We start from the raw sequence: 24972 nt of genomic DNA on the forward strand, positions 1-24972 counted from the left end.
AGGAGTAAAAATGATCGCATTAGTCGTCGCACATGCTCACGATTACGTCATTGGAAAAAACAATGCGATGCCGTGGCATTTGCCGAATGATTTACAACATTTTAAACGAGTGACGCTCGGACATCCTATCATTATGGGACGGAAAACGTTCGAATCGATTGGACGTGCACTTCCTGGACGCTTAAATGTCGTGATTAGTCGCAATGCGTCTTATGAAGTGCCAGAAGGAGTCGTGCTCGTCGGGTCGCTTGAAGCAGCTATCGAGCGAGCGAAGCGGGAGAGCGACACCATTATGATTATTGGCGGTGCTCAAATTTATGAAGAGGCATTACCTTTAGCAGATCGTTTATATGTGACAAAAATTGACGCCACTTTTGAAGGAGATGCTCATTTCCCTACTTATGATGAAGCGGATTACAATGTAGTGGAACAGTCGGAGACGTTTCAAAATGATGAAGGTGTGGAATATACATTTTATACGTACGAAAGGAAGAAATCGCAGTGATTCGATCGATGCGAACGTATGGTTACCTATTCGGGTATTTGCCATTTTCGTTAAAAAAATTAAAACAAGTGCAAGCTTTGCCTGAATCGACGTCGATTCAAGAGAAAGATGCTTTCGTTGATGAGGAGCCGATCCATTGGGCGAGTGGTATTTTGAAGCGCACGAAAAGCACGTTTCAAGTAGAAGGAACCGAAAACTTAATCGATGGTCCCGCATTGCTCATTAGCAACCATGAAGGAAACTTTGATATCCCTACATTAATCGCCAACATTCCAAAGCCGTTCGGATTTATTTCGAAAGCGGAAGTGAAAAAATTACCCGTTATTCGAGATTGGATGGAAGAGATGAATTGTATTTTTCTCGACCGGACGAATCGTCGCAGTGCGATGCAAGTGTTGAAAGATGCTACGACAAAATTACAAGAAGGCCACTCTATCATCATCTTCCCAGAAGGGACGCGCAGTAAAGGAGCAGGCGTACAAGAGTTTAAGTCAGGCTTTGCGAAAGTTGCACAAGATGCGAATGTGCCAATCATTCCGATCGCCATTTCCGGCACGAGTGATATTATGGAAAAGAATAAAAATTGGATTAAGCCTGCGCATGTAAGAATTTCGATTTTGCCACTCATCGAAGCGGAAGAAGTGATATCGATGAGTCGCAAAGAACTGACCGAACATGCAGAGGAGATTATTAAAGAAGAAGTACAACGATTACAACAGCAAAAATGAGGACGTGAAAAGTGAAAATGATTCATATCGTAACTGACTCAACAGCGGAGTTAACAGAAGCAGAACAAAAGGAGTACGGCATTCATGTCGTACCGTTAAATATTTTCATCGACGGGAAGTCGTATGTCGACCGCGTCGATTTACAACCGGATGAATTTTTAGATTTAATGCGAACATCGGAAGAATTGCCGAAAAGCTCGCAACCTGCAGTCGGTGTTTTGAAAGAGCTCTACGACGAACTTGGAAAAGACGGTGATTCTGTCATCTCCATTCATATGACGGGGGGTATGAGTGGGACTGTGAAAGCAGCAGGACAAGCGGCGAGCATGACAGAGACAGATGTAACGGTCATTGATTCCGAATACATTTCATTCGCCCTCGGCTTCCAAGTGAAAGAAGCAGCCCTCGCTGCGAAAGCAGGAAAGACAGTGGAAGAAGTCGTTGCGAAAGTGGAGGAAGTGAAGCGCAATACGACATTATTCGTCGTTGTCGATACGCTTGATAATATGGTGAAGGGTGGACGCATCGGTAAAGGAAAAGCGATGCTTGGCTCTTTACTCAATATTAAACCGATTGCGCGCCTTGAAGACGGTGTGTACACACCGGTTGGAAAAGCACGTAGCTATAAACAAGTCGCTTCTCAATTGTTTAAAATATTTGAAGAAGAGATTGAAGGGAAACATGTAAAAGGCGTCGCCATTCCACATGCGAACGGTTTGAAGATGGCAGGTCCTTTAAAAGAAAAAATTGATGCATTAAATCTAGGAGTAGAAGTATCTGTGGCGATTACGACACCGATTGTCAGTACGCATACAGGGGAAGGCGCCATCGGATTTATGTATTATACGGAGTGATGGGGATGAAGCGATTAATCATCGTATTCATAAGTGTGGCGTTTATTTTGATGGGGTGTCAGGAAGAGAGTATGATGGATAAAAAATATGAACCACAAACGATTGAACACGCCCAAATCGTCGGTCTAGGTGATTCTTTAACTCAAGGGGTTGGCGATGATGAGCAATCTGGTGGATACTTCGGTCGCATTACAGAAAAGCTGTCTCAAGTGGAGCATATTGAGCAATTGCATGTCGTCAATTTTGCGAAAAGAGGCAGAACGTCGAAACAGCTGTTGAAGCAATTGAAAGAAGACGAAGAAGTGCGTAGTCAATTAAAAGAAGCGGATCTCATCGCTTTTACAATTGGCGGCAATGATATTATGGCCGTCATGAAACAACATCTGTTCGAATTGAAAAAAGACCCTTTTGAAGCAGAATTGCCGAAATTTAAAAAGAGACTATATCAAATTATAAAAGAACTAGAAAAATTAAATCCGAAAGCGACAATTGTATTGACGGGTATTTACAACCCTGTCAATCTCGTGACGACAGAAGAACGTGAATTTGCTTCGATCATCGAAGAATGGAATCAAGAGATGGAAGATGTAATGGCTGAAAAATCAGAACGTCGCCTATTCGTTCAAATCGATGACGTGCAATACAGTTCTAACCCGGCTGTCTATTCGGCAGATTATTTTCATCCTAATGCAGAAGGATATGCTTTTATTGCAGACAATTGGTTTCAACAATTATTGTATTGGAACGAACGTCGGGATGAACCGCTTTTATGGTTGATGGAGGTAAAAGAAGATGAATAAATGGAAAATTGCTTTCTTTGTATTGTTATTCCTTCTCGTACTCATCGTCGGCATTATTTATTGGAAAGTGTTTGCGGTAAGCGCGAGTGCACCGATTCAAGAAGAGCCACTGAATTTAGAAGAGAAGAGAACATTGCAAGTACAAACGACGAGAGAAGATTTTGAAGCGATTGCGAACACGTATATGCAACGAGCGATTCCGAAAGACACGCCAATCGATGTTGATTTGCGCGTAGAAGATGAAATTATTTTAAGCGGAGAAGTGCCATTTTTTACGAGCTTAATTCCAGTGAGCTTATATTTTGACCCTGTCCCAACAGAAGAAGGAAATTTAATGCTCAATCAAACGAAATTGGAAGTCGGGCGTTTGAATGTTTCGCCAAGAGCTGTGTTAAAAGTCATTCGAGATACGGAAGCATTGCCAACGTGGATGGAAGTACAGCCAAAAGAAGAACGTATTTTCATCAACCTAGATCGCATTCCATTTGCCAATGGGATTGAAGTGCGCGTACATGCGATTGATTTACCGAACGATCACATTCAACTGGACGTAGCGGTTCCAGTAGGAGAGGGGAAATGATGATGGAAAAAGCGATATTTGCTGGAGGATGTTTTTGGTGCATGGTGAAGCCTTTTCATAAATATGATGGGGTAAAACAAGTCGTATCTGGATACACGGGCGGTCATACAGTGAATCCGACGTATGAAGAGGTATGTTCTAATGAGACCGGACATCGTGAAGCGATTGAAATCACATTTGATCCGAGTGTAATAACGTACGAGGAGCTTGTCACGATTTTTTGGAAGCAAATTGACCCGACGAACCCGAACGGCCAATTTGGGGACCTTGGCGATTCTTATAAAACGGCGATTTATTACATGGACGCTACGCAAAAAGAAATTGCAGAACGTTCAAAGTATGAGTTAGAAGAGACGGGTCTTTTCAAAAGTCCAATTGTGACGGATATATTACCTGCGTCAACATTTTATCCAGCAGAAGAACATCACCAAGATTATTATCAAAAACAACCGTTTCACTATGAACGCTATGCATACGGCTCAGGTCGCGTACCGTTTTTACAACGGGTATGGGGGGATAAAGAATGACAGAAGAATTGAAAAAGAAACTGACACCGATGCAGTATCATGTGACACAAGAAAATGGGACAGAACCTCCGTTCCAAAATGAGTACGATGCTCATTTTGAAGAAGGGATTTATGTCGATGTCATTAGCGGGAAGCCACTCTTTAGTTCAAGGGATAAATACGATGCAGGGTGCGGTTGGCCGGCGTTCACTCGTCCGATTGAAAAGATGGAAGTGACGGAGCATTTCGATACGAGCTTCGGCATGCGCCGCGTAGAAGTTCGCAGTAAAGAAGCGGACGCTCACCTCGGGCACGTCTTTGAAGATGGTCCAGAAGAAGAAGGTGGGTTACGTTATTGCATTAACTCGGCAGCATTACGTTTCATTCCTGTCGATGAGTTGGAAGCGGAAGGATACGGGGCTTACGTTGCGTTATTTAAGGATGACGCGCGATGATTCGAACGTTTTATGAATATGTCATGACGTATCGGGGCGAACAGCAGCGTTCAGAAGAAGGAGCATTCGCTGAAGCTGCTTTCCGCGATCCGAGCTTCCCGAAGCAGTCGACAAGTTTTGAGGAGTTGTCTCGCTATGTGGAAGAAACGGAAATCGAAGGACTGGAAGCGGCTGTCTTTGACGATTTGTACCAAAAGTACGAAGAGCTCCATTTGCATGAAAGACCGATACTTCCGTTGCAATATGAGGAGTAAACGAGTATCATTAGTGTTGAAATTTGAAAGCGAGGTATTTTAAAATGAGTGTACATATTAATGCGAAACAAGGCGAAATTGCAGAAACGATTTTATTACCAGGAGATCCATTGCGTGCGAAATATATTGCGGAGACGTATTTAGAAGACGTCGTCCAATACAACGATGTGCGCAATATGTTTGGATATACAGGCACGTACAAAGGCCACCGTATTTCAGTTCAAGGAACAGGGATGGGTGTACCGTCGATTTCGATTTACGTTAATGAATTAATGACGGAATACAATGTCCAAAACTTGATCCGTGTCGGTACATGTGGCGCGATTCGTGAAGACGTAAATGTGCGCGACGTCATCATCGGGCAATCTGCCTCAACGAACTCATCGATCATTCAAAACTTCTTCCCGAATGTATCGTATGCACCGACAGCAGACTTCGGTTTGTTGAAAGATGCTTACGACGCAGCGATTGCAAAAGATTTGCACGTAAAAGTCGGAAATATTTATACAGAAGACTTCTTCTACAATGAGCATGCACCGCATGAAGAATTAGCGAAACATGGCATTCTCGGCGTTGAAATGGAAGCAGCGGCACTTTATACACTCGCAGCGAAACATGGGCGTAAAGCACTTGCGATTTTAACAGTGAGTGACCATATCGTTCGAGGTGAAGTGACGACAGCTGAAGAGCGTCAGACGACATTTAATGACATGATCATCGTAGCGCTCGAGACAGCAATTAAACAAAAATAATGAAAAGTCACGCTTGTCGTGACTTTTTCGTGACGAGTTGGATGGAAAGTAGGGGAAACATGTTATGACAGAAAATAAAGAAGTGACACCTGCAAAACCTGCAGAACGCTTCATTCGCATGAAACCTTTTCCGTTTGTCATGTTAGTGTTCGGCCTTGTCTTATTGACTGCTGTTGTCACCTTTTTTGCGTTAACCGTAGGGGAAGACAAAGTGGTAGAAGTCGTAAGTCCACAGTCGACAGAACGTGATGAATTTAAAAAGCTCTATTTTGTCTACGATGAATTGCAGAAGAAATATTTGCATGACGTCGATGCAAATACCGCAATTGAAGGAGCGATTAACGGAATGGTCGACGCGCTCGGTGACCCGTATACGGATTACTTAAATCAAGAAGAAGCGCAGCGCTTAACAGAAAGCATTTCAAGCACATTTGAAGGAATTGGGGCAGAAATTCGCGAATCGGACAATTATATTCGCATCGTCTCTCCGATTAAAAACTCACCTGCTGAAAAGGCAGGCTTATTGCCGAATGATTTAATTATGGCGGTGGATGATGAGTCGATTCAAGGATTAAGTTCAAGTGAAGCGGTCCTTTTAATTCGTGGAGAAAAAGGCTCAGAAGTACGTTTGAAAGTACAACGTGGCGACAACTCAGAGCCATTTGAAGTAAAAGTCACTCGCGACGTCATTCCGATTGAGTCGGTTTATCCAGAAATGGTAGACGATAAAGTAGGCCACATTCGCATTACGAGTTTTGCTCAAAATACGTACGATGAATTACTAGAAGCGATTGAATCACTCGGAGAACAAGGGGCGGAAGGATTCGTCATTGACGTGCGTCAAAACCCAGGCGGTCGTTTAGATACGGCGAAATACATTACAGACTTATTCGTGGAAAAAGGAAAGCCAATTTTCCAACAGACGGATAAATCAGGTACGCGTCAAATTACAGAAGCATCAGGTGGTACGAAAATTAACGTACCGATTACATTATTAATTGATGACGGCAGTGCATCAGCCTCTGAAATTTTAGCGGGTGCGATTAAAGAGTCTACAGACTATCCGATTATCGGATTGAAATCATTCGGTAAAGGGACGGTACAAACACCTGAAGAATTGAAAGATGGCTCGATGTTGAAATTGACGACAGCGAATTGGTTGACGCCAAAAGGCAATCACATTCATGAAAAAGGAATCGAGCCAGATATTAAAGTCGATTACCCAGAGTATGCGTCATTGCCATTTATTGACCCAGCCGTTCCGTTAAAACGCGATATGATTTCCTCTTCTGTAGAAGTGGCGAAAAAATTGTTTATCGCAATCGGATACGATATTCCAGAAGTGAACAGTCAATTTGATGCTTCTTTACAACGAGCAGTAGAACAACTGCAACGTGAAGGACAATTAGAAGTGACAGGCGAACTTCAAGGGGATACGACATTTTTACTCATGCAAAAAGTGCGTGAACAAATGACAGAAGATGATCCACAATTGAAAAAAGCGACAGAAGTATTGTACGAATTAATGAATAAATAACAAACAGTAGCCAAAGTTCATGCAACTTTGGCTATTTTTTAAGGAGTGTAGACAGTGGTAGATGTTTATTTAGTGAGCGGTTTTTTAGGAAGCGGAAAAACGACGCTTCTCATGCGCTTATTGCAACAAGCGAAAGAAGAAGGAAAGAAACCGGCCGTCTTTATGAATGAGTTTGGAGATACGAATATTGACGGTCAAATGATTGAGACGAAAGACGGCGCGATTCCGATGCGCGAAATGTTGAATGGTTGCATTTGTTGTACAGGTTCTGAACAATCGGAAGCGGAAATTCAAACGATTTTAGTCGAGCATCCGGATGTCGATGTATTGTTCATTGAGACGACAGGAGCGGCTCATCCGGTCGAGGCGCTCGATGCAGTATTTTCACCGCTATTTGCCGATCAAATTACGTTTAAAGGAATTATTACGGTCGTTGACTTGCAACGTTTCGCAGCACGTGACCGAATGAGTCCCCAAATGCAAGTGTTGTTTATGGAACAAATTCGACATGCGAACTTTATCGTGGCGAATAAAATGGATACGTTAACCGATAGTGAACTTGCTTCCGTCATGATTCATTTAGCGCAACTTTTGCCGAATGTGCCACTCGTCCAAACGACAGATGCTAAAGTGAATGTGCGGGATATTTTTGACTCGTTGCAACAAACGGTTGAAGTGGCGTCGTATGGGGAAACAGAACATGTTCATCACCATTTACAATCGAAGTCATTCATCGTAGAGCGCCCGGTTCACCGAGAGCGTTTTGAGGAATGGATTCAGCAATTACCGGATTCCGTTTACCGCATGAAAGGGTACGTCCGTCTTGACGAGATACGCACGTATTCTGTGCAATACGCATACGGGATGATTCAATGGCTTCCAGAAATGATGAAAATGAAACCAGTGCTCGTCTTTATCGGAGATCACGTTCAAGCACTCGACATTCCAGAGTCAATTTATGCATAAAAAGCGTCACCTTTCTACAAATTGTAGAGCGGTGACGCTTTTTGTTAGGCGATGATTTTCCGTTGAACGATGCGCAAACGGATGAAGAGGCCGATTGCCCCTAACGTTAACCCTGTAATTAAACCGACCCAATAGCCGTAAGGGCCGAGCGATGTGTATGTCGCCATCACATATCCGACAGGGAGGCCGATGACCCAAAAGGAAATGATGGCGGTAATGAATGTCGCATTGACGTCTTTATATCCACGCAACGCCCCTTGAATCGGTGCGAGCACAGCATCGGATAGCTGGAAGAACGCAGAGAAAATAAAGAACTTTGCGCTCAGCATGATCAGTTGTGCATCCGCTGTATAAATGCTGGCGATTGAATGACGGAATGTCAATAAAATCATGATGGATATTAAGCTAAAGAGAAGCGCAACACCGACCGCTAAAAAGCTGTATTCTTTCGCATCTTGCCACGCTTTCGCACCGACTGATTGCCCGACGACAATCGTCACACCGAAGGAAATAGAAAGTGGCATCATATATAAGAACGATGTGAAGTTCAAGGCGATTTGATGGGCGGAAATAATTTCAGTCGAATACGCATTACTCATCAGTAAAGTAACGGCTGAGAAAATACTCGTTTCAACAAAAATCGCAATGCCGATTGGAATCCCGATCTTCAAAATATGTCCCCATTCGGCAAAGCGAATGCGCGGCCAATTGAAAAGAAGGCGATACGAAGCGAATTGTCGATTCCATGTGGCAATGGCGACGGCTACGAAAAAGACGATCCAATACGTAATCCCCGAAGCATATCCTGCCCCTGCTCCACCGAGTTCAGGGAGACCGAATTTCCCGTAAATGAGCATATAGTTTAAAACGATATTAATCGGCGCTGTGAGTCCGATAATGAACATTGAAACACGCGTCGCTCCTAACGCATCGAAAAACGAACGGAAGACGGTATACGCAAAGAGTGGGAATAACCCGAGACTCATCCCGATTAAATACGACATCGCTACTTCGCGTACGAGTGGTTCTAAGTCGATCATTTGAATGACGCTCGGCAACAGTAAAAAAATGAGTCCGAAAATGAACAGTGCGAGCGCAATGGAAATGTATAGTCCTTGTTGCACGAGCGGCCGAATGTTTTGTTTTTTGCGCGCTCCGTACTCATGGGCAATCAACGGTGTCAGTCCAGACAAAATACCCGCGAGCCCTGTATAGATCGGCATCCATAATGAAGAACCGACCGACACGCCGCCTAAATGGGCGGTATCGTATCGTCCAGTCATAACGATATCGAAAAAAGTCATTAAATAAAGCGCAATTTGAGTCATTAAAATCGGCCCAATTATGCGCATGAGGCGATTCGATTTTTCACGAATCGGAATCGTTGTATTCATTTTAAAAAACTCCTTCACCCAAAAATTACTTCCATTGTAGCACGAAACTTCTGTTATAATGGCAGATGGTAGAAAAGAAAGAAAGAAAAGAGGAATGTACGATGAGTCGTCCGACAATCGTTTTAACAGGCGGCGGCACAGCGGGGCATGTTTCCGTAAATGAAGCGCTCCTGCCAGAACTGCGTCGCCGTGGATACGACATTCATTATATCGGCTCTTATGAAGGCATTGAAAAAGACATTATGAGCCAATATGAATTTGTCACTTATCATGCGATCTCAAGTGGAAAATTGCGCCGTTACATGTCAGCGAAAAACTTCACCGATCCGTTCCGGGTGTTAAATGGAGTTCGTCAAGCATCTCGCCTGCTGAAAAAAATTAACCCGAGTGTTGTTTTCTCTAAAGGCGGATTTGTTAGTGTGCCTGTTGCGCTCGCTGCGAAACGTCGCAACATCCCCGTGATAGCACATGAGTCAGACGTAACACCTGGTCTTGCGAATAAAATTGCTCTACCATTTGCGAAAACGATTTTTACTGTGTTTGAAGAGACATTGCAACATGTCCCAGCGGAAAAATCAGCGCATATCGGTCCAATCATTCGTCAAGAGCTGTTTGAAGGAGAGCGTGACCGCGGATTAGCCTTGACGAAATTTGCGGGAGATAAACCCGTTATTATCGTTATGGGAGGCAGTCAAGGTGCGCGCATTTTAAATGAAAAAATTCGTCTCGCTTTACCTGAGCTTTTGCCAACGTACGACATCATTCACCTTTGTGGAAAGGGCAATATTGACCGTACGTTAGATGAGCAAAAAGGGTATCGTCAATATGAGTACGTCATGCAGGAGTTACCTGATTTACTTGCGGCTTCCGACTATGCAATCAGCCGAGCAGGTTCCAATGCGATATTCGAACTTCTCGCTTTATCGATTCCGATGTTGCTCGTGCCGCTATCCGCGGAGCAAAGTCGTGGGGATCAATTGCTCAATGCGAACTTATTTAAACAACTCGAAATCGCGAAAGTAATTCAAGAAGAGCAGTTTGAACAATGTGATGTTGTACGAGAGATAGGACTTTTCGCCGAGGAAGCTCCGAAGATGAAAGACAAAATGGAGACGATGTCGAGCGTAAAAACAGCTTCTCAAGTCGTTGATTTAATACTTTCTAACGCAAAATAACTGTTTCGTATGGAAAGTGAAGAAAGCGTGAAGGACAGCGGGCTTTGAACATCTTTATTTGTGAGGAAAGAACTTAGTGCGAAACACTTTCCGTCCCGCCTGTTAAATGTTATTATGAATATGCAGAAATTAATATAGACAACATGCTGAAAAAGCAAATGTGGAGGTCATATTACAATGTCGAACAACGTTAATGCCCATCGTTCCCCTTACGATGTGTTCTCGGGACCGAACCTAGGGTATGTAATGGAAATGTATGAGAATTTTAAAGAAGATCCAGAATCAGTGAGTCCAGACATGGCAGAGTTTTTCCGCTATTATGGTGCACCGGTTATGACGGGTACTACAGGTGCGCATGCGCAAGCAGCAGCTGAAGTTCCGGAAGGAGATTTCGGAAAAGTATTAGCGGCGTATACGCTGATCGATGCGATTCGCAATTACGGACACTTAGCAGCGGATATTTATCCACTGAAAGATCGCCCGCGAGATACGACGCGTATTGAGTTATCTTACTACGGTTTAACTGAAGCCGACTTAGAAAAAATGCCAGCTGCACTCTTCTTGCAAGAAGTGCCAGCGACAGTCGAGACCGGCTTAGATGCAGTAAACTATTTAAAATCACTTTATACGGGTAAAATTGCTTACGAATTCGGTCATGTGATTGATGAAGAAGAACGCAAATGGTTGCTTTCTCAAGTGGAAACTAAAGCTTACAAACCGACGTTTAACGCAGACGAAAAGAAAGAATTACTCGAGCGTTTAACGAAAGTAGAAGGGTTCGAGAAATTTATTCACCGTACGTTTATCGGTGCAAAACGTTTCTCTATCGAAGGATTAGATACACTCGTTACATTCCTCGAAGAACTCGTACGTCGTTCAGAATCAGACGCAGTGAAGAAAATGCTTATCGCAATGGCTCACCGCGGTCGTTTGAACGTCTTAACACATATTTTAAACAAACCTTATGAAATGATGTTCGCCGAATTCGCAGGCGTTCCACCTGAGCCATTTTTACCAGAAGATGGTTCACTCGAAGTAACGAGCGGCTGGTACGGCGACGTTAAATACCATATGGGAGCTCTTTATAAAGGTGAAGCGATGGACCGCTTCTTAGCGTACAACCCATCTCACTTGGAAGTAGCAAACCCAGTCATCGCAGGTCAAACACGTGCAGCACAGGAAGATACGTCACAACCAGGTGCACCGACTCGCAATGAAAAAGACGCATATGCAATTATGATTCATGGTGACGCAGCGTTCCCTGGACAAGGAATTGTTCCGGAAACATTCAACTTCAGCCGTATTGAAGGATACCGCACAGGCGGTTCCATCCACGTAATCGCAAACAATATGATTGGATTTACGACTGAATTTTGGGATTCACGTTCGACGATGTACTCATCAGACCCTGCAAAAGGATTTGAAGTGCCTGTTATGCACGTTAACGCAGATGATCCAGAAGCGGTGATTGAATCAGCAGCACTCGCATTCGAATACCGTCAAAAATTCGGCAAAGACATTATCGTAGATTTGATCGGTTACCGCCGTTACGGTCATAACGAGATGGATGAGCCACTCGTGACGAACCCGATGATGTACCACTTAGTTCACAAGCACCCAACAGTGCGTGAATTATACGGTCAGCGCTTAGTGGAAGAAGGCGTTATGACAGCAGAACAAGTCGAAGAACTCGACGAAAAAATCTTCAAATTGATGCAAGCAGCAAACGATCGTGTGAAAGAAGAATCGAAAGATGCGGAACCACATGTGAATGACACGCCTGCAATCGTTTTAGAAGGCATCGAGCCAAACATCGAAACAGGTGTTGAGCGCGAGCGTCTTGAGAAGATGAACGAAGAATTGCTCACATACCCTGAAGACTTCACAGTATTCAGCAAATTAGGACGTATTTTACAACGCCGTGAGTTACCATTCACAAACCCTGAAAAAGGTAAAATTGACTGGGCACATGCGGAACAATTAGCATTCGGTTCAATGTTACAAGAAGGTAAACCTGTCCGCTTATCAGGTGAAGACGTGCAACGTGGTACATTCGCTCACCGTCACCTCGTATTAAATGACGAGAAAACAGGGAAGCAGTATACGCCACTTCAGCACATTTCAGATGCAAAAGCGTCAATCGTCGCATACAACTCACCACTTACAGAGTTCGCACTTGTCGGATTTGAGTGGGGATATACATTAGAAAACAAAAAAGGCTTAACGATTTGGGAAGCGCAATATGGTGACTTTGCGAACATGGCACAAGCGATGTTTGACCAATTCGTTGCAGCGAGCCATTCAAAGTGGGGACAACAGTCAGGACTCGTTCTTCTTTTACCACATGCGTATGAAGGACAAGGACCAGAACACTCAAGTGCCCGCCTCGAGCGCTTCTTACAGTTGAGCGCTGAGAACAACTGGACAGTCGCAAACATTTCAAGTGCGGCAAACTACTTCCACGTGTTGCGCCGTCAAGCAGCGATCGTAGGAACAGAGCAAGAGCGTCCACTTGTGATCATGAGCCCGAAATCATTACTTCGTCACCCACTCGTTGGAGCGGATGTAGAAGATTTAACAAAAGGTTCATTCCAGACAGTGCTTGAGCAACAAGGTACAGGTCAGAACCCTGAGAAAGTCGAAAAAATCTTATTCGCAAGCGGTAAAATGGCCATTGACTTAGCGGAACAAGTGAAAGATGGCGAAGGATTCGACCACTTACACATCGTTCGTGTAGAGCAATTGTATCCATTCCCAGAAGCGCGCATTCAAGAAATTATCGCACGCTTCCCGAACGCGAAGAAACTCGTCTGGGTTCAAGAAGAGCCACGCAATATGGGATCATACTCATATGCATTGCCTTACTTACTCGACATCGCAGAAGGGCGCACGATTGAATATGTTGGACGTATTCACCGTGCAAGCCCATCTGAAGGTGACGGTGCGAGCCATACGAAAGAACAAAAACGCATCGTAGCAGACGCATTGAAAAAAGACGAATAAACTTTTGTAGTATATAGACAATCCCATCTTAATGTTTTACATTGAGATGGGGACTATTCCAAATAGAAGCAGTACTATTGCCTGAAGGCACAACTTACTTGAGGAGGAATTTATTGTGGCAGAAATTATTGTACCTGAATTAGCGGAATCGATTACGGAAGGAACGATCGCATCTTGGTTAAAACAACCAGGTGACCACGTTGAAAAAGGTGAAAACATCGTTGAGATTGAAACGGATAAAGTAAACGTTGAAATCCCTTCTGAAGAAGCTGGAATCGTTCAAGAACTTCTTTTCGAAGAAGGCGACACAGTTGAAATCGGAGCGGTAATCGCAATCGTTGGAGAAGGTGGCGCAGCGCCAGCACCGAAAGCTGAAGCAGCACCAGCAAAAGAAGAAGCGGCTGCAGCACCTGCACCAGCAGCACAAGCTGAAGAAACAACTTCAACAACAGACCGTACAATTGCTAGCCCAGCAGCACGTAAATTAGCACGTGAAAAAGGCATCGACCTGGCAGAAGTATCACCAGTAGATCCAATGGGTCGCGTTCGTGCGCAAGACGTTGCAGCACACGCACAAGCACCGAAAGCAGCACCAGCACAAGCGGCGGCAGCGCCAGCAGCACAAGCAGATGACGGACGCATCACACGTGAGCGCATGACACGTCGTCGTCAAACAATCGCTAAACGTTTACTCGAAGTAAGCCAATCAACAGCGATGCTTACAACGTTCAACGAAATCGATATGTCAGCGATGATGGATCTTCGTAAACGTAAAAAAGACGAATTTGAACAAAAATACGGCGTGCGTTTAGGCTTCATGTCATTCTTCACAAAAGCAGTCGTAGCAGCACTTAAAAAATACCCATACGTGAACTCTGAAATCGATGGCGACGAAATTTTACTCAAAAACTTCTATGACATCGGAATTGCAGTTTCTACAGAAGGTGGACTCGTTGTACCGAACGTGAAAGACGCAGACCGCAAAAACTTTGCTGAAATCGAAGGTACAATTGCAGAACTCGCAGCGAAAGCACGCGACAATAAATTAACACTTGCAGATATGACAGGTGGATCATTCACAATTACAAACGGTGGAGTATTCGGTTCACTCTTCTCTACACCAATCATTAACGGTACACAAGTAGCGATCCTCGGTATGCATACAATTAAAATGCGCCCAATCGCTGTAGGTGACAAAATCGAATTACGTCCAATGATGTACGTGGCACTTTCATATGACCACCGTGTCATCGACGGAAAAGATTCTGTCGGATTCTTGAAAATGGTGAAAGAATTAATCGAAAACCCAGAAGACTTACTTTTAGGTTCATAAGATTACTCAACCGGATCGACCCGAAGTTTCGGGTCGATTTTTTGTATAAGGAGGAACGACAATGGAAGTATTTAAAACGTGGGAAACGAACCCGACGATTAAAACGGTAACGTGCACGCATACGGATGCTGCAAAGTTTACGGTAGCGGACAAATTAACAGTCGGCAAACAGTACGAAGTGAAAAACGAAACAGAAGAATTTATTTTTGTCATCGACAATAGCGGTAAAGTCGGCGGCTATTACAAAACATACTTCGAATAAACGACAAAACTTGTGTCTCTTAAGAGCGCAAGTTTTTTTGTCCACCAAAACTCGTTTACATGTCGTTTCTTCTAGCGTTATATTATAATGAATGAAGGAAGGATGAACGACGATGACAACACGAAAAAATAGACGTTGGATGGAAGAAGAAGTGCTTTTCGTTTTCGAGACCCATTGTGAAACGAAAGGTCAATGGAACGCGGAAGATGTTCACTTTTTACAACGGATGCTTGCACACTTCCGCTTACACGACGATGCACCGGTTACGCGCAGTACGCCGAGCATTCGAACGCGGCTTCGACACTTCCGCCGTTTAGAAGAAGGGGAAGAGACAGGGGTGCCTGAACTCGACCGAGAGATTTGGAACATGTACCGCACGGAGAACAAAAGACGTGAAGCCATTCGCGCCTTATACAATACACATTTATGGAAACCTTAAAATGAATAGTTAGGATGAAGACGTATGGAAATGAAATTTGGATATCGCGTACAAGAAGCGCCTTTATGGGAAGACTTGCGCGCCGTTTTACATTTGAAAAAACCGCTCCTTCTCATCGGGCCAACAGGGTCAGGGAAGACAAAACTAGCAGAAGCACTAGCGCAGTCTTTCGAACTGCCGATGAATAGCATTAACTGTTCGGTCGACTTAGATGCAGAAGCATTACTCGGCTTTAAAACGATTGTGCAACAAGACGGCGTGAGCGTCATTGAATTTGTCGATGGCCCAGTTGTCGATGCGATGAAGCACGGGCACATTTTATACATCGATGAAATTAATATGGCAAAACCGGAGACATTGCCCATTTTGCATAGTGTTCTCGACTATCGTCGCACATTGACGAACCCATTTACAGGAGAAGTGATTGAAGCGCATCCTAATTTTAAAGTGCTTGCTGCGATTAACGAAGGATATGTTGGAACGACGCCGATGAACGAAGCGTTAAAAAACCGTTTCGTCGCCGCGCGCATCGATTATTTAACGGGCGATGCATTACGTCAGTTGTTAGCAGAGAGTGTCGATCTAGAAGATGAGCGACTCGACATGATGTACAACATCGCGACAGAACTTCAAAAGCAAGTGAAGGAAGGCTTACTCGCAGAAGAAATCGCGTCGATTCGAAGTGTGCTTGATGCCTTACAACTGTCTGCTCATATGCCGATTGAACGTGCGCTCCAATATGCGATCGTCGAAAAAATAGAAGATCCGTTAGAACGTGATCTCGTTTTACAATTAATCGAAATGTGGGTGTAACGATGCGCCGATTTATTCAATTTAATGATGAACTCGTCGATGCGAATGAATTATTGTCTTACGATTATTTGGCGAAAGCATTGAGCGGGGCAGATGTCGATGTGACGGAGCGTCAATTGATGGAAATTCAAATTGCAGAGAAAAAAATCGCAATGTCTGTCTTTTGGCGTCACCGCGACCCTGAAGTCATTCGGGCAGGTAGACTGACCGATATTTATTTATTGACGCTCGGATTTTGGCGCGAATTCCGATTGCGGGAATGGCAAGAAGCAAATACTGACTATGACGGCATATCGCCCAAATTGTTCGAGCAACTTATTTTATTACTGGAAGAACTTCGTTTTATGGAACGAATCGAACGAGAGCGAAAAGGAACACGGAAAAAATTTCAAATTCGTCGAGATACGATGATTGAACATCATAAAAAACGTTTAACGGTCAATTTAGAACGCGGTCGTTTAGCGGATGCTATTTTTCATCAATGCGTATTGTATGGAATGGAAGGAACATTAGCACAAAGTCCTTTTCCGACGAAGTATCCGATGGAACGCATCGCGCGTTTAATGGAATCGGTATACAGCCTTCGCTCGACTTCAGACAGTATTGACGTGGCAAGCGGCATTATGTATGCGTTACAACCGGTCTTACAAAGAGACCTCGTTTATTCGTATTATGCGTTTGAACAATTTTTAAAAGAAGAAGCGTTCACTCCTTTTCATTACCATGAAGGAATGAAGGAAAGTGAGCTCGGACAAGAAGGCGAAAAAGAGACGATTGAAGAAGTGTACCGCACGTGGCATCGAGAATCAGAAGACGAAAGTGGCTTGCATCTCCAGTACGAATTAGAACACGGTGCAAAAGGTCGCAGTCTTTCTGATGAAGCGACAGCAGGCTCTCCAGAAGCGACGATCGATCACATTCGAGAAGGCGAGTCCGATGCGTCTGCAGAACAAGTGCAAGAAGGAGAGGAGCTCGCGACTGGTTCAAGTAGCCAACAAGCAGGACACACATTCGGCAATGCGAATCGTCACGTCGTCTATGAAGAAGTGCTCGCTGAACAACAAAAGATAGACGAAGCGAAGTTAAAAGAATGGCTCCTCGTTCAAACACCGCTCGTCCAACGTTTTAAACGAGAAATGAATGAACGGATGGAAAAGAAAAAAACAGCGGAGCGAACAGGTTTAACGTACGGTCGACTATCGAAAAAAGCGATCTTGCAGTTATGGACGGAAGAACGTCCGAAACTATTTTATAAAAAAACGAATCCAGGAAAACCGATCGACGCCGCATTCGGCTTACTTATCGACCAATCGGCTTCCATGCATGATAAATTAGATGAAACGAAGCGAGCGGTTTTACTCTTTCATACTGTATTGCGTGAACTCGCGGTCCGCCATGCGATCGCGGGATATTCGGAAGACTCGATTACGGCATCGAAAGAAGCGCAGTACAATACATTTGAACTATTTCACCGCTTTCAAGACGGAACGCGCAATAGCGACCGAATCATCGCCTCGATGGAAGCGCATGATGATAACCGGGACGGCTTTGCGATTCGTTGGATGACAGAAGCATTAAAACATGAACAAGTGACCCATCGCTTTTTACTCGTATTTTCGGACGGAGAACCTTCCGCTTTTGAATATGGGCAGAACGGTATTGTCGATACGAGAGAAGCGGTCATTGAAGCACGCCGCGCAGGAATGATCGTTCTTCATTTATTTTTAAACGATACAGAGCCGACGGAAGACCAATTGCACACGTTTCAAATGATGTTCGACAATCAAAGTGTCGCGACGAGTGACGTCACACAATTTACAGAACAAACGTTACGTCTCTTGCGTAAAATGTTTGCCATCGTCTTTAAAGGACTCATCTAAACTTCGAAAGTTTATTCGCTTTCGAAGTTTTTTTGTCGTTCTTTCAAAAAAGAGTTGCGCCCTTCAATTGTTCGTGGTATTTTTAAATAGTAATCATTACGATTTAAAAAGAAAGAAGGCTATACTAATGACAGAACAAATTCCAGTGACGGTGTTGAGCGGTTACTTAGGTGCAGGGAAAACGACATTATTGAACCATTTGCTTAATAATCGAGAAGGCAAAAACTTTGCGATTTTAGTGAACGATATGAGTGAAGTGAACATTGATGCAGATTTAATCGAACAAGGGAGTTCGTTTACGCGAACAGAGGAGTCGTTCGTCGAATTGTCAAACGGCTGCATTTGTTGTACATTGCGAGAAGATTTATTGCTCGCTGTTGAAAAATTGAGCGCACAAGAAGGGCTAGACGCCATCATTATCGAATCAACCGGGATCAGTGAGCCGATTCCGGTCGCTCAAACGTTTACGTACATGGACGATGCGCTCGGCATTCAATTATCGGACCGCTGTCGTTTAGATACGATGGTGACCGTTGTCGACGCAAAACGCTTCTGGGACGATTATCAATCAGGGGAGTCATTGCTCGATCGGAAGGAAGCAGTCGACCATACCGACGACCGAGATGTCGCGGATTTATTAATTGACCAAATTGAATTTTGTGATGTATTGCTATTGAATAAATGCGATTTATTAAAAGAGGAACAATTGTCGCAATTAGAAGCGTTTTTACGTAAAGTACAACCGTCTGCGAAATTGATTCGCACGACGAATAGTGCGGTGGAGATCGATGAAGTGATCAATACGAAGCGTTTTGATTTTGAACAATCGTTACACCACGCAGGGTGGATTCAAGAACTCGAACAAGGACCTGAACAACATACGCCGGAGACAGAAGAGTATGGCATTACGTCATTCGTCTACCGTGCCTATGAACCGTTTCATCCGACGCGTTTTCGAGAATGGTGTAACGAACTGCCCCTCGAAGTCGTGCGCGCGAAAGGCTTTATGTACGTAGCGAGCCATTATGATATCGCGATGACGATGAGCCAAGCAGGAAGTACAGTGACGATCGCACCGCAAGCTCATTGGCAGGCGAGTTTACCAGACGCGGCGAAACGAGCGGCGAAAGAAGAAGATCCGTCATTCGGTGAAAATTGGCATCCGGTCTATGGCGACCGTATCAATGAGCTTGTGTTCATCGGAATCGAGATGGATGAACAAGCCATTCGCGCGTCACTCGATGCTTGTTTAATGACAGAAGAAGAACTTGCTGAGCCGTTTGATACGCTTGAGGCGTATATGGCATAAAAAACGATGTTTACTTCTATATATTTGGTGACAAGAGTTGAATTTTGTGAAGTGAATGAATCAATACGTTAAATGGGTGATGAATTTAAAAGACTTATGAAACATCGTTTATTGAGAGCCTTTTATTTAAACACAAAACGGCATCCTTTAATAAAATATATGAAAAATACCTGTAGGGGGATTCTCTTTTCAAAAGTCTCCTCTACAGGTATTTTTCATATGATTTCTTATAGAAGTAGTGAACGATAAAGGAAGCATTGTTTTCATACATTTAGCGCCTCTTTATAAATCGAGTGAATGTACAAATGAGTAAATTTATTTTCGTTATAGGTTAACATATGCTATATTATATTTTATAAGTGGAAAAAACCTCATCATTTTCGAATGAAAAGGACAATGGTTTTAGGGAAAGGAAGAAATAAAAGGTGAATCATCGATTATATTCTTTAATAGAAACGAGTTTATTAGCTTCTTTCATTTCTGTAACTGGGTTTATCAAAATTCCGACTTTTATAATGGGCAGTGAATTTCAAATGTCCGCTCCGATTGCTGTTGCGATATGTGCGGTGTTTGGATTTAAACGCTATATAATAGCGGGTATTCTTTCAAGTATTACATTATTTTTAATGGGAGCGCATACTTTAATTCATGTGGAAATTGCGATGATATTTCGCATAGTAGTGGGCATTAGTATGGCGCTATTTGGAAGGCATACTGGCGTTATTTTAATTGCAGGACCACTCGGCACTTTAGTGGCAAGAATCGTTTTAGCTTTCACATTACAAGTCCCAGCCATCGTTTTAATCATTCCAGCCATTCCTGGGATGTTACTAACAGCTTTCATGAGTGTTCCACTTACAAAGTTATTAAGAAAAACAGATCAACAAATAGGAGGGAAACAATATGGAAAAGCTTTATAATATTCGAATGCGCTCTTCTGAAAATCAACAGCATATTTCAGGGGCTGAGCGGATGGTTCATTATGAAGGGATTCACAATTGCGTTGCGAGTATGATTGATCGTTCTTTTCACCATAAGAGGGGAGAGCCGGATTTTATCTCTATCAAAATCGAAAAAATAAAAGAAGAAGTGAAAGTGATTTCTCCAATTTCCACAATCGAAAACATTGAAAATTATAGTGTGAACTCAGCTTTATGTGCGATGATGAAAATTTTAAAGCCATTAAATCTACAGGCATCATTTATTCAGTCTTTATATGAAATCATCACTACAGGTACAAGTATTTCCGGTGCATTATTAATAGACATCGATTCTCAGGAACGTTTAGATGCGAAAGAAAATGGAGTGCGTGTATCAAGGCTTGATTGGCAAGAAAAAACAAAAGAAGATTTTATTAGATGGAATCCGGATTGTAATAGTGAACGAAAATTAGAAGCAATTGCCCTAGCATCAAAAGTTCAACATTCTGGTGTAATCGCTGAATTATGTTGTTCAGATGACCCTCATTACACAACAGGTTATGTAACATTGAAGAATACATATACGAGCATTCCTCATATGAAAGAAGAAAATTCAGCGAGCGGAGGAAGGATATTTTTAGTCGATAGTGAACAAACAAATGTAGAGGAAATCATACAATTTTTAGAACAGACGCCTGTTATAGTAGGAGGTAAAATAGGATGATTCAATGGTTGAAAGATGAGTTAAATAAACGGGAAAAATCGAGTTTATACAGACGTTTACCTTCCCCGACGATGCAAAATTTAAAAGTCATCGCCTCTTCCAATAATTATTTAGGATTAGCGAAAGATGAGAGAGTCCTTCATGCGGCGCGAGAAATGATTTTGAAATATGGGACGGGGAGTACAGGCTCGAGATTGACGACAGGCAATTTTGATATTCATGAAAGATTGGAAAAGGAATTAGCCCATTTTAAAGGAACAGAAGCATGTCTTCTCTACTCGAGTGGCTACTTAGCGAATTTAGGAGTCATAACGGCTTTAGCAGATCGGGACACGATCATTTATAGCGATGAATATAATCATGCGAGTATTATCGATGCGTGCCGATTATCTGGAGCTTGCATCATCGTTTATAAACATAATGATATGATAGATTTAGAAAGAAAAATGCGAGAGTATAAAAATCATTTTAAAAAATTAATTGTAACTGATGGAGTATTTAGTATGGATGGCGATTTAGCTCCTTTAGATCAGTTGAATAATTTGAAAGAAAAATATAATGCATTATTGATTGTGGACGATGCACATGGGACAGGAGTGATTGGTTCATGTGGTAGAGGCACGAGTGAACATTTTTCAACAAAACCTGATGTCATTATTGGAACATTGAGTAAGGCTTTAGGAAGCGAAGGGGGATTTGTTTGTTCAAATAAAACGATTATTCATTACCTCATTCAGAAATCACGACCGTTTATTTTTCAAACTTCTCTATCACCAGGGAATATCGGAGCGGCTTTAAAGAGTCTACATATTATTCAAACGGAGAAGCGGCATGTTATGTTGAAGGAGAAAGCAAATGATATGCGTCACTTTTTACGAACATTGAACTATTCTGTACCTCAAGGGATGACCCCCATTATTCCCATCTTATTAGGGGAGGCTTCAGTAGCCCTCCAATTCCAAAAGAAATTATTGGAATTGGGGCTATTCATACCAGCGATCAGACCGCCTTCTGTACCGGAACATACAAGTCGATTACGCTGTACACTCATGTTTACTCATTCGGACAATGAGATAGACTGGATAAAACAGGCTTTTCAATCAATGGCTCCCGATGCATGATTGACGTGAAAGAACAGAGCCTATAAGAATGGACAAAATAATGGAAAAACGTCAGTAACGGATCAATCTCTTCTAATGAGAGCTCCCGCTACTGACGTTTTATTTGTTTAAGAGGCTGATGTGTTTTTTGAGAAACGATCGACGATTAATGCGAGCGCACCATCGCCTGTAACGTTTGTCGCTGTTCCGAAGCTATCTTGTGCTAAGTATAACGCAATCATTAACGCAATCATCGACTCATCGAAGCCGAGCATCGATGTTAAAAATCCGACCGCTGCCATTACCGCACCACCGGGCACGCCTGGCGCTGCAATCATCGCGATCCCTAATACGAAAATAAATTTCGCATAGCTTGCAAATTCAATCGGCATTCCAGTCATTAATAATACACCAATCGAACAAGAAACGAGGGTAATCATACTTCCTGATAAATGAATCGTAGCGAAAAGGGGAACCGTAAAGTTTACGACACGGTCCGACGCTCCTGTTTGTTTCGCTTGACGCAATGTAACGGGAATCGTCGCTGCCGATGACTGTGTTCCAACCGCCGTCATGTAAGCAGGCATCATCGTTTTTAATAAAGAGAATGGGTTTTTCTTGTTTAAAGATCCCGCTACAGTATATTGCACTGTTAACATGACGAAGTGTAAAACGATAATCATGACGAATACGCCAGCGAAGACCGCTAAAATTTTCCCTGTTTTCCCAGCGAATGTCATGTTGAGGAAAATACCAAAAATATGAAACGGTAGTAATGGGATGATTGCATATGTAATGACTTTTTCAATTAAAGCATTAAACTCATTAAATACAGCAAGCATCGCTTTACTATTGATGGACGCCATACCAATTCCGAGAATAAATGCGAGCAATAATGCGGACATCACACCCATGATCGGTGCGATTTCAATGTCTAAGAAGCTGTCCAATGGATCGCGTCCAGCGCTTAAAATCGACTCACCTTCAATCCCTCCGATAAAGTTCGGGAGTAAGTTTGATGCAACGACATACGCTAAAAGTCCAGCAATAATGGTAGAAATATAAGCCGTTACAGTCGATAAGCCGAGTAATTTCCCAGCGCCTTTCCCTAAGTTCGCAATACCAGGTGTAATAAAGGCAATAATAATTAATGGCACGACAAAGTCTAAGAAACTGCCGAATAATAAGTTAAATGTCGCAAAAAATCGGACGAATCCTTCTGCGAATCCTTCATGCAGACTCGGCAAAAAGGTACCGAATAGGACGGCTAGTGCGATGGCGATGATAATGCGCCATACTAACCCAATCTTTACTTTCATGTGCAAAACTCCCTCTCTATTTTCCAAACATTTTGTTAATGGAAACCTCTATACTTTATCACATTAAAGTATATTTGAAAATAGCTTCTCTGATTTCTATTGAAAAACGCTACAAACTGCATATTAGTTTGTAGCGTTTTGGCGTTGAATATATTGAGAGATGATGCCGACATCGTAGTCGTTCAGTGTATCGTCTCCTTTTAACCATTCGTAATACATCGGATGAAGAACTGCTTCTCGATATGTGTACGCATATAAAATCGGTAACTCTTCGCCGATTTGAAAACATATGTTAGAGCGTTTTGGCAACGCGATGTTCAACTCGAATGTTTGTCCTTCGATTTGCACCTTTACATGCCATTCTCGCTTTGAGACTTGCCTCGCTTCTTGAATAAGTGCCAAACCTTCCGCCGCTCCTGCATAGAGCCAAATGAGTTTTACTTGTTTATAATACGCACGTTCCATTGTTTCTTGTCGTTTGCGACTTTTTCGGATCAAGACGAATACGACGAGCCAAAAAAGAGCGATTCCCCACCACATGACTATCCCTCCTACTTCTTTATTATGAAAGAGAGTAGAAGGAGTATCAAGCTTTTTCAGATTTGATAACTGATAAAGTATTCCTTGCGCAAGATTTTTTTAGGTTAAACAAGAAAAATCGTTTAGAAGTCTTGTATGTTTATTAATAAAAATACAGAAATATAAAAGAAAGACTTGTCAGAATATTTAGGGAGTGATATAGTTTTACCTAACGTTCATTAGGTGGTGAAACTATGACAAAAGATAATATTTTAAATTCGGCTTTACAACTCTACGCAACAGAAGGGTATCACGGTGCTTCTATGGCAAAAATCGCAAAGGGAGCAGGAATTAAAGCAGCTTCGATTTATTTCTTTTTTAAAAACAAAGAAGCGCTCTTTCAAGAGTTGTTTCAACATGTCTTAATGGAGCATTTTGCGTATGTTCGACGCAGTATGGAGCATGTGTTGAAATCAGGAGAAGATGTAGAAACGATGATTCGCACACTGTTCTCCACTGTTTCCGACTATCATCGTAGACATGCTGCGGAAACAAGAGCTTATATTGCTTTAGTGACAGCTCCTCCAATCATGGCCCAACCGATTTTGAAAAACCATATGCAATCATTCGACCAATGGTTAACGTCAACCCTCGCGCTCATTTTGAAAGAGGAGTGTTTGTCGACTCAAGAATATGAAACGATTAGTGAACTGATTGTATTGCAAATGGACGGGTTATTTTGGGAATTGAATTTTTACGATGATGAAAAGATCAAAAAGCAAACGGATGTAGCGATTCACTTCATTTTATTTTATTTGAAACAATTACAAGATTGAGGGGATTAA

At 42.7% G+C, this 24972-nt stretch carries 26 protein-coding genes; 23 read left to right on the top strand and 3 right to left on the bottom strand.

The features are described 5' to 3' along the window. The first annotated feature begins 10 nt into the window (after positions 1-10). From IRY55_RS03110 to IRY55_RS03160, 11 genes are all read left to right on the top strand, one after another. The gene (locus IRY55_RS03110; RefSeq protein ID WP_194561787.1) at positions 11-505 is read left to right on the top strand and encodes a dihydrofolate reductase; all 495 of its coding nucleotides are present in this window, start codon (positions 11-13) and stop codon (positions 503-505) included. After that, complete coding sequence (locus IRY55_RS03115) at positions 502-1233, top strand: lysophospholipid acyltransferase family protein (RefSeq protein ID WP_328799606.1); 732 nt, start codon at positions 502-504, stop codon at positions 1231-1233. Before IRY55_RS03110 ends, IRY55_RS03115 begins: the two co-directional genes overlap by 4 nt. 11 nt (positions 1234-1244) lie before the next feature. Next, positions 1245-2087 carry a DegV family protein gene (locus IRY55_RS03120; RefSeq protein WP_194561788.1) on the top strand — a complete coding sequence of 281 codons (843 nt, stop codon included), beginning with the start codon at positions 1245-1247 and terminating at the stop codon, positions 2085-2087. Positions 2088-2092: 5 nt separating this feature from the next. After that, complete coding sequence (locus IRY55_RS03125; protein WP_194561789.1) at positions 2093-2887, top strand: GDSL-type esterase/lipase family protein; 795 nt, start codon at positions 2093-2095, stop codon at positions 2885-2887. Next, the gene (locus tag IRY55_RS03130) at positions 2880-3467 is read left to right on the top strand and encodes a YpmS family protein (protein WP_194561790.1); all 588 of its coding nucleotides are present in this window, start codon (positions 2880-2882) and stop codon (positions 3465-3467) included. The genes IRY55_RS03125 and IRY55_RS03130 overlap by 8 nt, the downstream gene beginning before the upstream one ends. After that, complete coding sequence (msrA, locus tag IRY55_RS03135; protein ID WP_408015115.1) at positions 3464-3994, top strand: peptide-methionine (S)-S-oxide reductase MsrA; 531 nt, start codon at positions 3464-3466, stop codon at positions 3992-3994. Before IRY55_RS03130 ends, msrA begins: the two co-directional genes overlap by 4 nt. Next, positions 3991-4428: a peptide-methionine (R)-S-oxide reductase MsrB gene (gene msrB / locus IRY55_RS03140; protein WP_194561791.1), complete on the top strand. Its 438-nt coding sequence runs from the start codon at positions 3991-3993 to the stop codon at positions 4426-4428. The genes msrA and msrB overlap by 4 nt, the downstream gene beginning before the upstream one ends. Further along, a complete protein-coding gene (locus IRY55_RS03145) occupies positions 4425-4682 on the top strand; it encodes a YozE family protein (RefSeq protein ID WP_194561792.1) in 258 nt (85 codons plus the stop codon). The genes msrB and IRY55_RS03145 overlap by 4 nt, the downstream gene beginning before the upstream one ends. A gap of 44 nt (positions 4683-4726) precedes the next feature. Continuing rightward, positions 4727-5434 (top strand): purine-nucleoside phosphorylase, encoded by a 708-nt coding sequence (gene deoD / locus IRY55_RS03150; protein ID WP_194561793.1) that lies wholly within the window; start codon positions 4727-4729, stop codon positions 5432-5434. 64 nt (positions 5435-5498) lie between these two features. Beyond that, on the top strand, positions 5499-6971 hold the full coding sequence (locus tag IRY55_RS03155) for a S41 family peptidase (protein ID WP_194561794.1): 1473 nt from the start codon (positions 5499-5501) through the stop codon (positions 6969-6971). A 54-nt stretch (positions 6972-7025) separates the two neighbouring features. Then, entirely contained in the window at positions 7026-7937 is a 912-nt protein-coding gene (locus IRY55_RS03160) for a CobW family GTP-binding protein (protein WP_194561795.1), read from the top strand. Between the two features lie 44 nt (positions 7938-7981). Here IRY55_RS03160 and IRY55_RS03165 read toward each other — a convergent pair whose 3' ends face one another. Next, complete coding sequence (locus tag IRY55_RS03165; protein ID WP_194561796.1) at positions 7982-9331, bottom strand: MATE family efflux transporter; 1350 nt, start codon at positions 9329-9331, stop codon at positions 7982-7984. Positions 9332-9432: 101 nt separating this feature from the next. Between IRY55_RS03165 and IRY55_RS03170 the strand changes: the two genes are divergently transcribed. From IRY55_RS03170 to bioF, 11 genes are all read left to right on the top strand, one after another. Then, positions 9433-10506, top strand: coding sequence for an undecaprenyldiphospho-muramoylpentapeptide beta-N-acetylglucosaminyltransferase (locus tag IRY55_RS03170; RefSeq protein WP_194561797.1), 1074 nt, complete (start codon positions 9433-9435; stop codon positions 10504-10506). Between the two features lie 177 nt (positions 10507-10683). Further along, positions 10684-13509 carry a 2-oxoglutarate dehydrogenase E1 component gene (locus IRY55_RS03175; protein WP_194561798.1) on the top strand — a complete coding sequence of 942 codons (2826 nt, stop codon included), beginning with the start codon at positions 10684-10686 and terminating at the stop codon, positions 13507-13509. Positions 13510-13624: 115 nt separating this feature from the next. Then, a complete protein-coding gene (odhB, locus tag IRY55_RS03180) occupies positions 13625-14842 on the top strand; it encodes a 2-oxoglutarate dehydrogenase complex dihydrolipoyllysine-residue succinyltransferase (protein ID WP_194561799.1) in 1218 nt (405 codons plus the stop codon). 61 nt (positions 14843-14903) lie between these two features. Beyond that, positions 14904-15104 (top strand): DUF6501 family protein, encoded by a 201-nt coding sequence (locus IRY55_RS03185; RefSeq protein WP_194561800.1) that lies wholly within the window; start codon positions 14904-14906, stop codon positions 15102-15104. A gap of 112 nt (positions 15105-15216) precedes the next feature. Then, entirely contained in the window at positions 15217-15543 is a 327-nt protein-coding gene (locus IRY55_RS03190; RefSeq protein WP_194561801.1) for a hypothetical protein, read from the top strand. Between the two features lie 30 nt (positions 15544-15573). Continuing rightward, the gene (locus IRY55_RS03195; RefSeq protein ID WP_194562377.1) at positions 15574-16356 is read left to right on the top strand and encodes an ATP-binding protein; all 783 of its coding nucleotides are present in this window, start codon (positions 15574-15576) and stop codon (positions 16354-16356) included. A gap of 2 nt (positions 16357-16358) precedes the next feature. Then, a complete protein-coding gene (locus tag IRY55_RS03200) occupies positions 16359-18236 on the top strand; it encodes a vWA domain-containing protein (protein WP_194561802.1) in 1878 nt (625 codons plus the stop codon). Between the two features lie 127 nt (positions 18237-18363). Beyond that, on the top strand, positions 18364-19545 hold the full coding sequence (locus IRY55_RS03205; RefSeq protein ID WP_194561803.1) for a GTP-binding protein: 1182 nt from the start codon (positions 18364-18366) through the stop codon (positions 19543-19545). 425 nt (positions 19546-19970) lie between these two features. Next, entirely contained in the window at positions 19971-20465 is a 495-nt protein-coding gene (locus tag IRY55_RS03210; protein ID WP_194561804.1) for a hypothetical protein, read from the top strand. Further along, entirely contained in the window at positions 20449-21189 is a 741-nt protein-coding gene (locus IRY55_RS03215; RefSeq protein ID WP_194561805.1) for a 6-carboxyhexanoate--CoA ligase, read from the top strand. Before IRY55_RS03210 ends, IRY55_RS03215 begins: the two co-directional genes overlap by 17 nt. After that, positions 21186-22310 (top strand): 8-amino-7-oxononanoate synthase, encoded by a 1125-nt coding sequence (bioF, locus tag IRY55_RS03220; RefSeq protein ID WP_194561806.1) that lies wholly within the window; start codon positions 21186-21188, stop codon positions 22308-22310. Before IRY55_RS03215 ends, bioF begins: the two co-directional genes overlap by 4 nt. A 107-nt stretch (positions 22311-22417) precedes the next feature. Here the strand turns inward: bioF and IRY55_RS03225 are convergent, their stop codons facing one another. Next, entirely contained in the window at positions 22418-23608 is a 1191-nt protein-coding gene (locus tag IRY55_RS03225; RefSeq protein ID WP_194561807.1) for a dicarboxylate/amino acid:cation symporter, read from the bottom strand. Between the two features lie 123 nt (positions 23609-23731). After that, positions 23732-24148 (bottom strand): hypothetical protein, encoded by a 417-nt coding sequence (locus tag IRY55_RS03230; RefSeq protein WP_194561808.1) that lies wholly within the window; start codon positions 24146-24148, stop codon positions 23732-23734. A gap of 233 nt (positions 24149-24381) precedes the next feature. Between IRY55_RS03230 and IRY55_RS03235 the strand changes: the two genes are divergently transcribed. Beyond that, positions 24382-24963 (top strand): TetR/AcrR family transcriptional regulator, encoded by a 582-nt coding sequence (locus tag IRY55_RS03235; protein WP_194561809.1) that lies wholly within the window; start codon positions 24382-24384, stop codon positions 24961-24963. Positions 24964-24972 lie beyond the last annotated feature (9 nt).

This window comes from Savagea serpentis (assembly GCF_015351395.1).
Classification (GTDB): Bacteria; Bacillota; Bacilli; order Bacillales_A; family Planococcaceae; genus Savagea; species Savagea serpentis.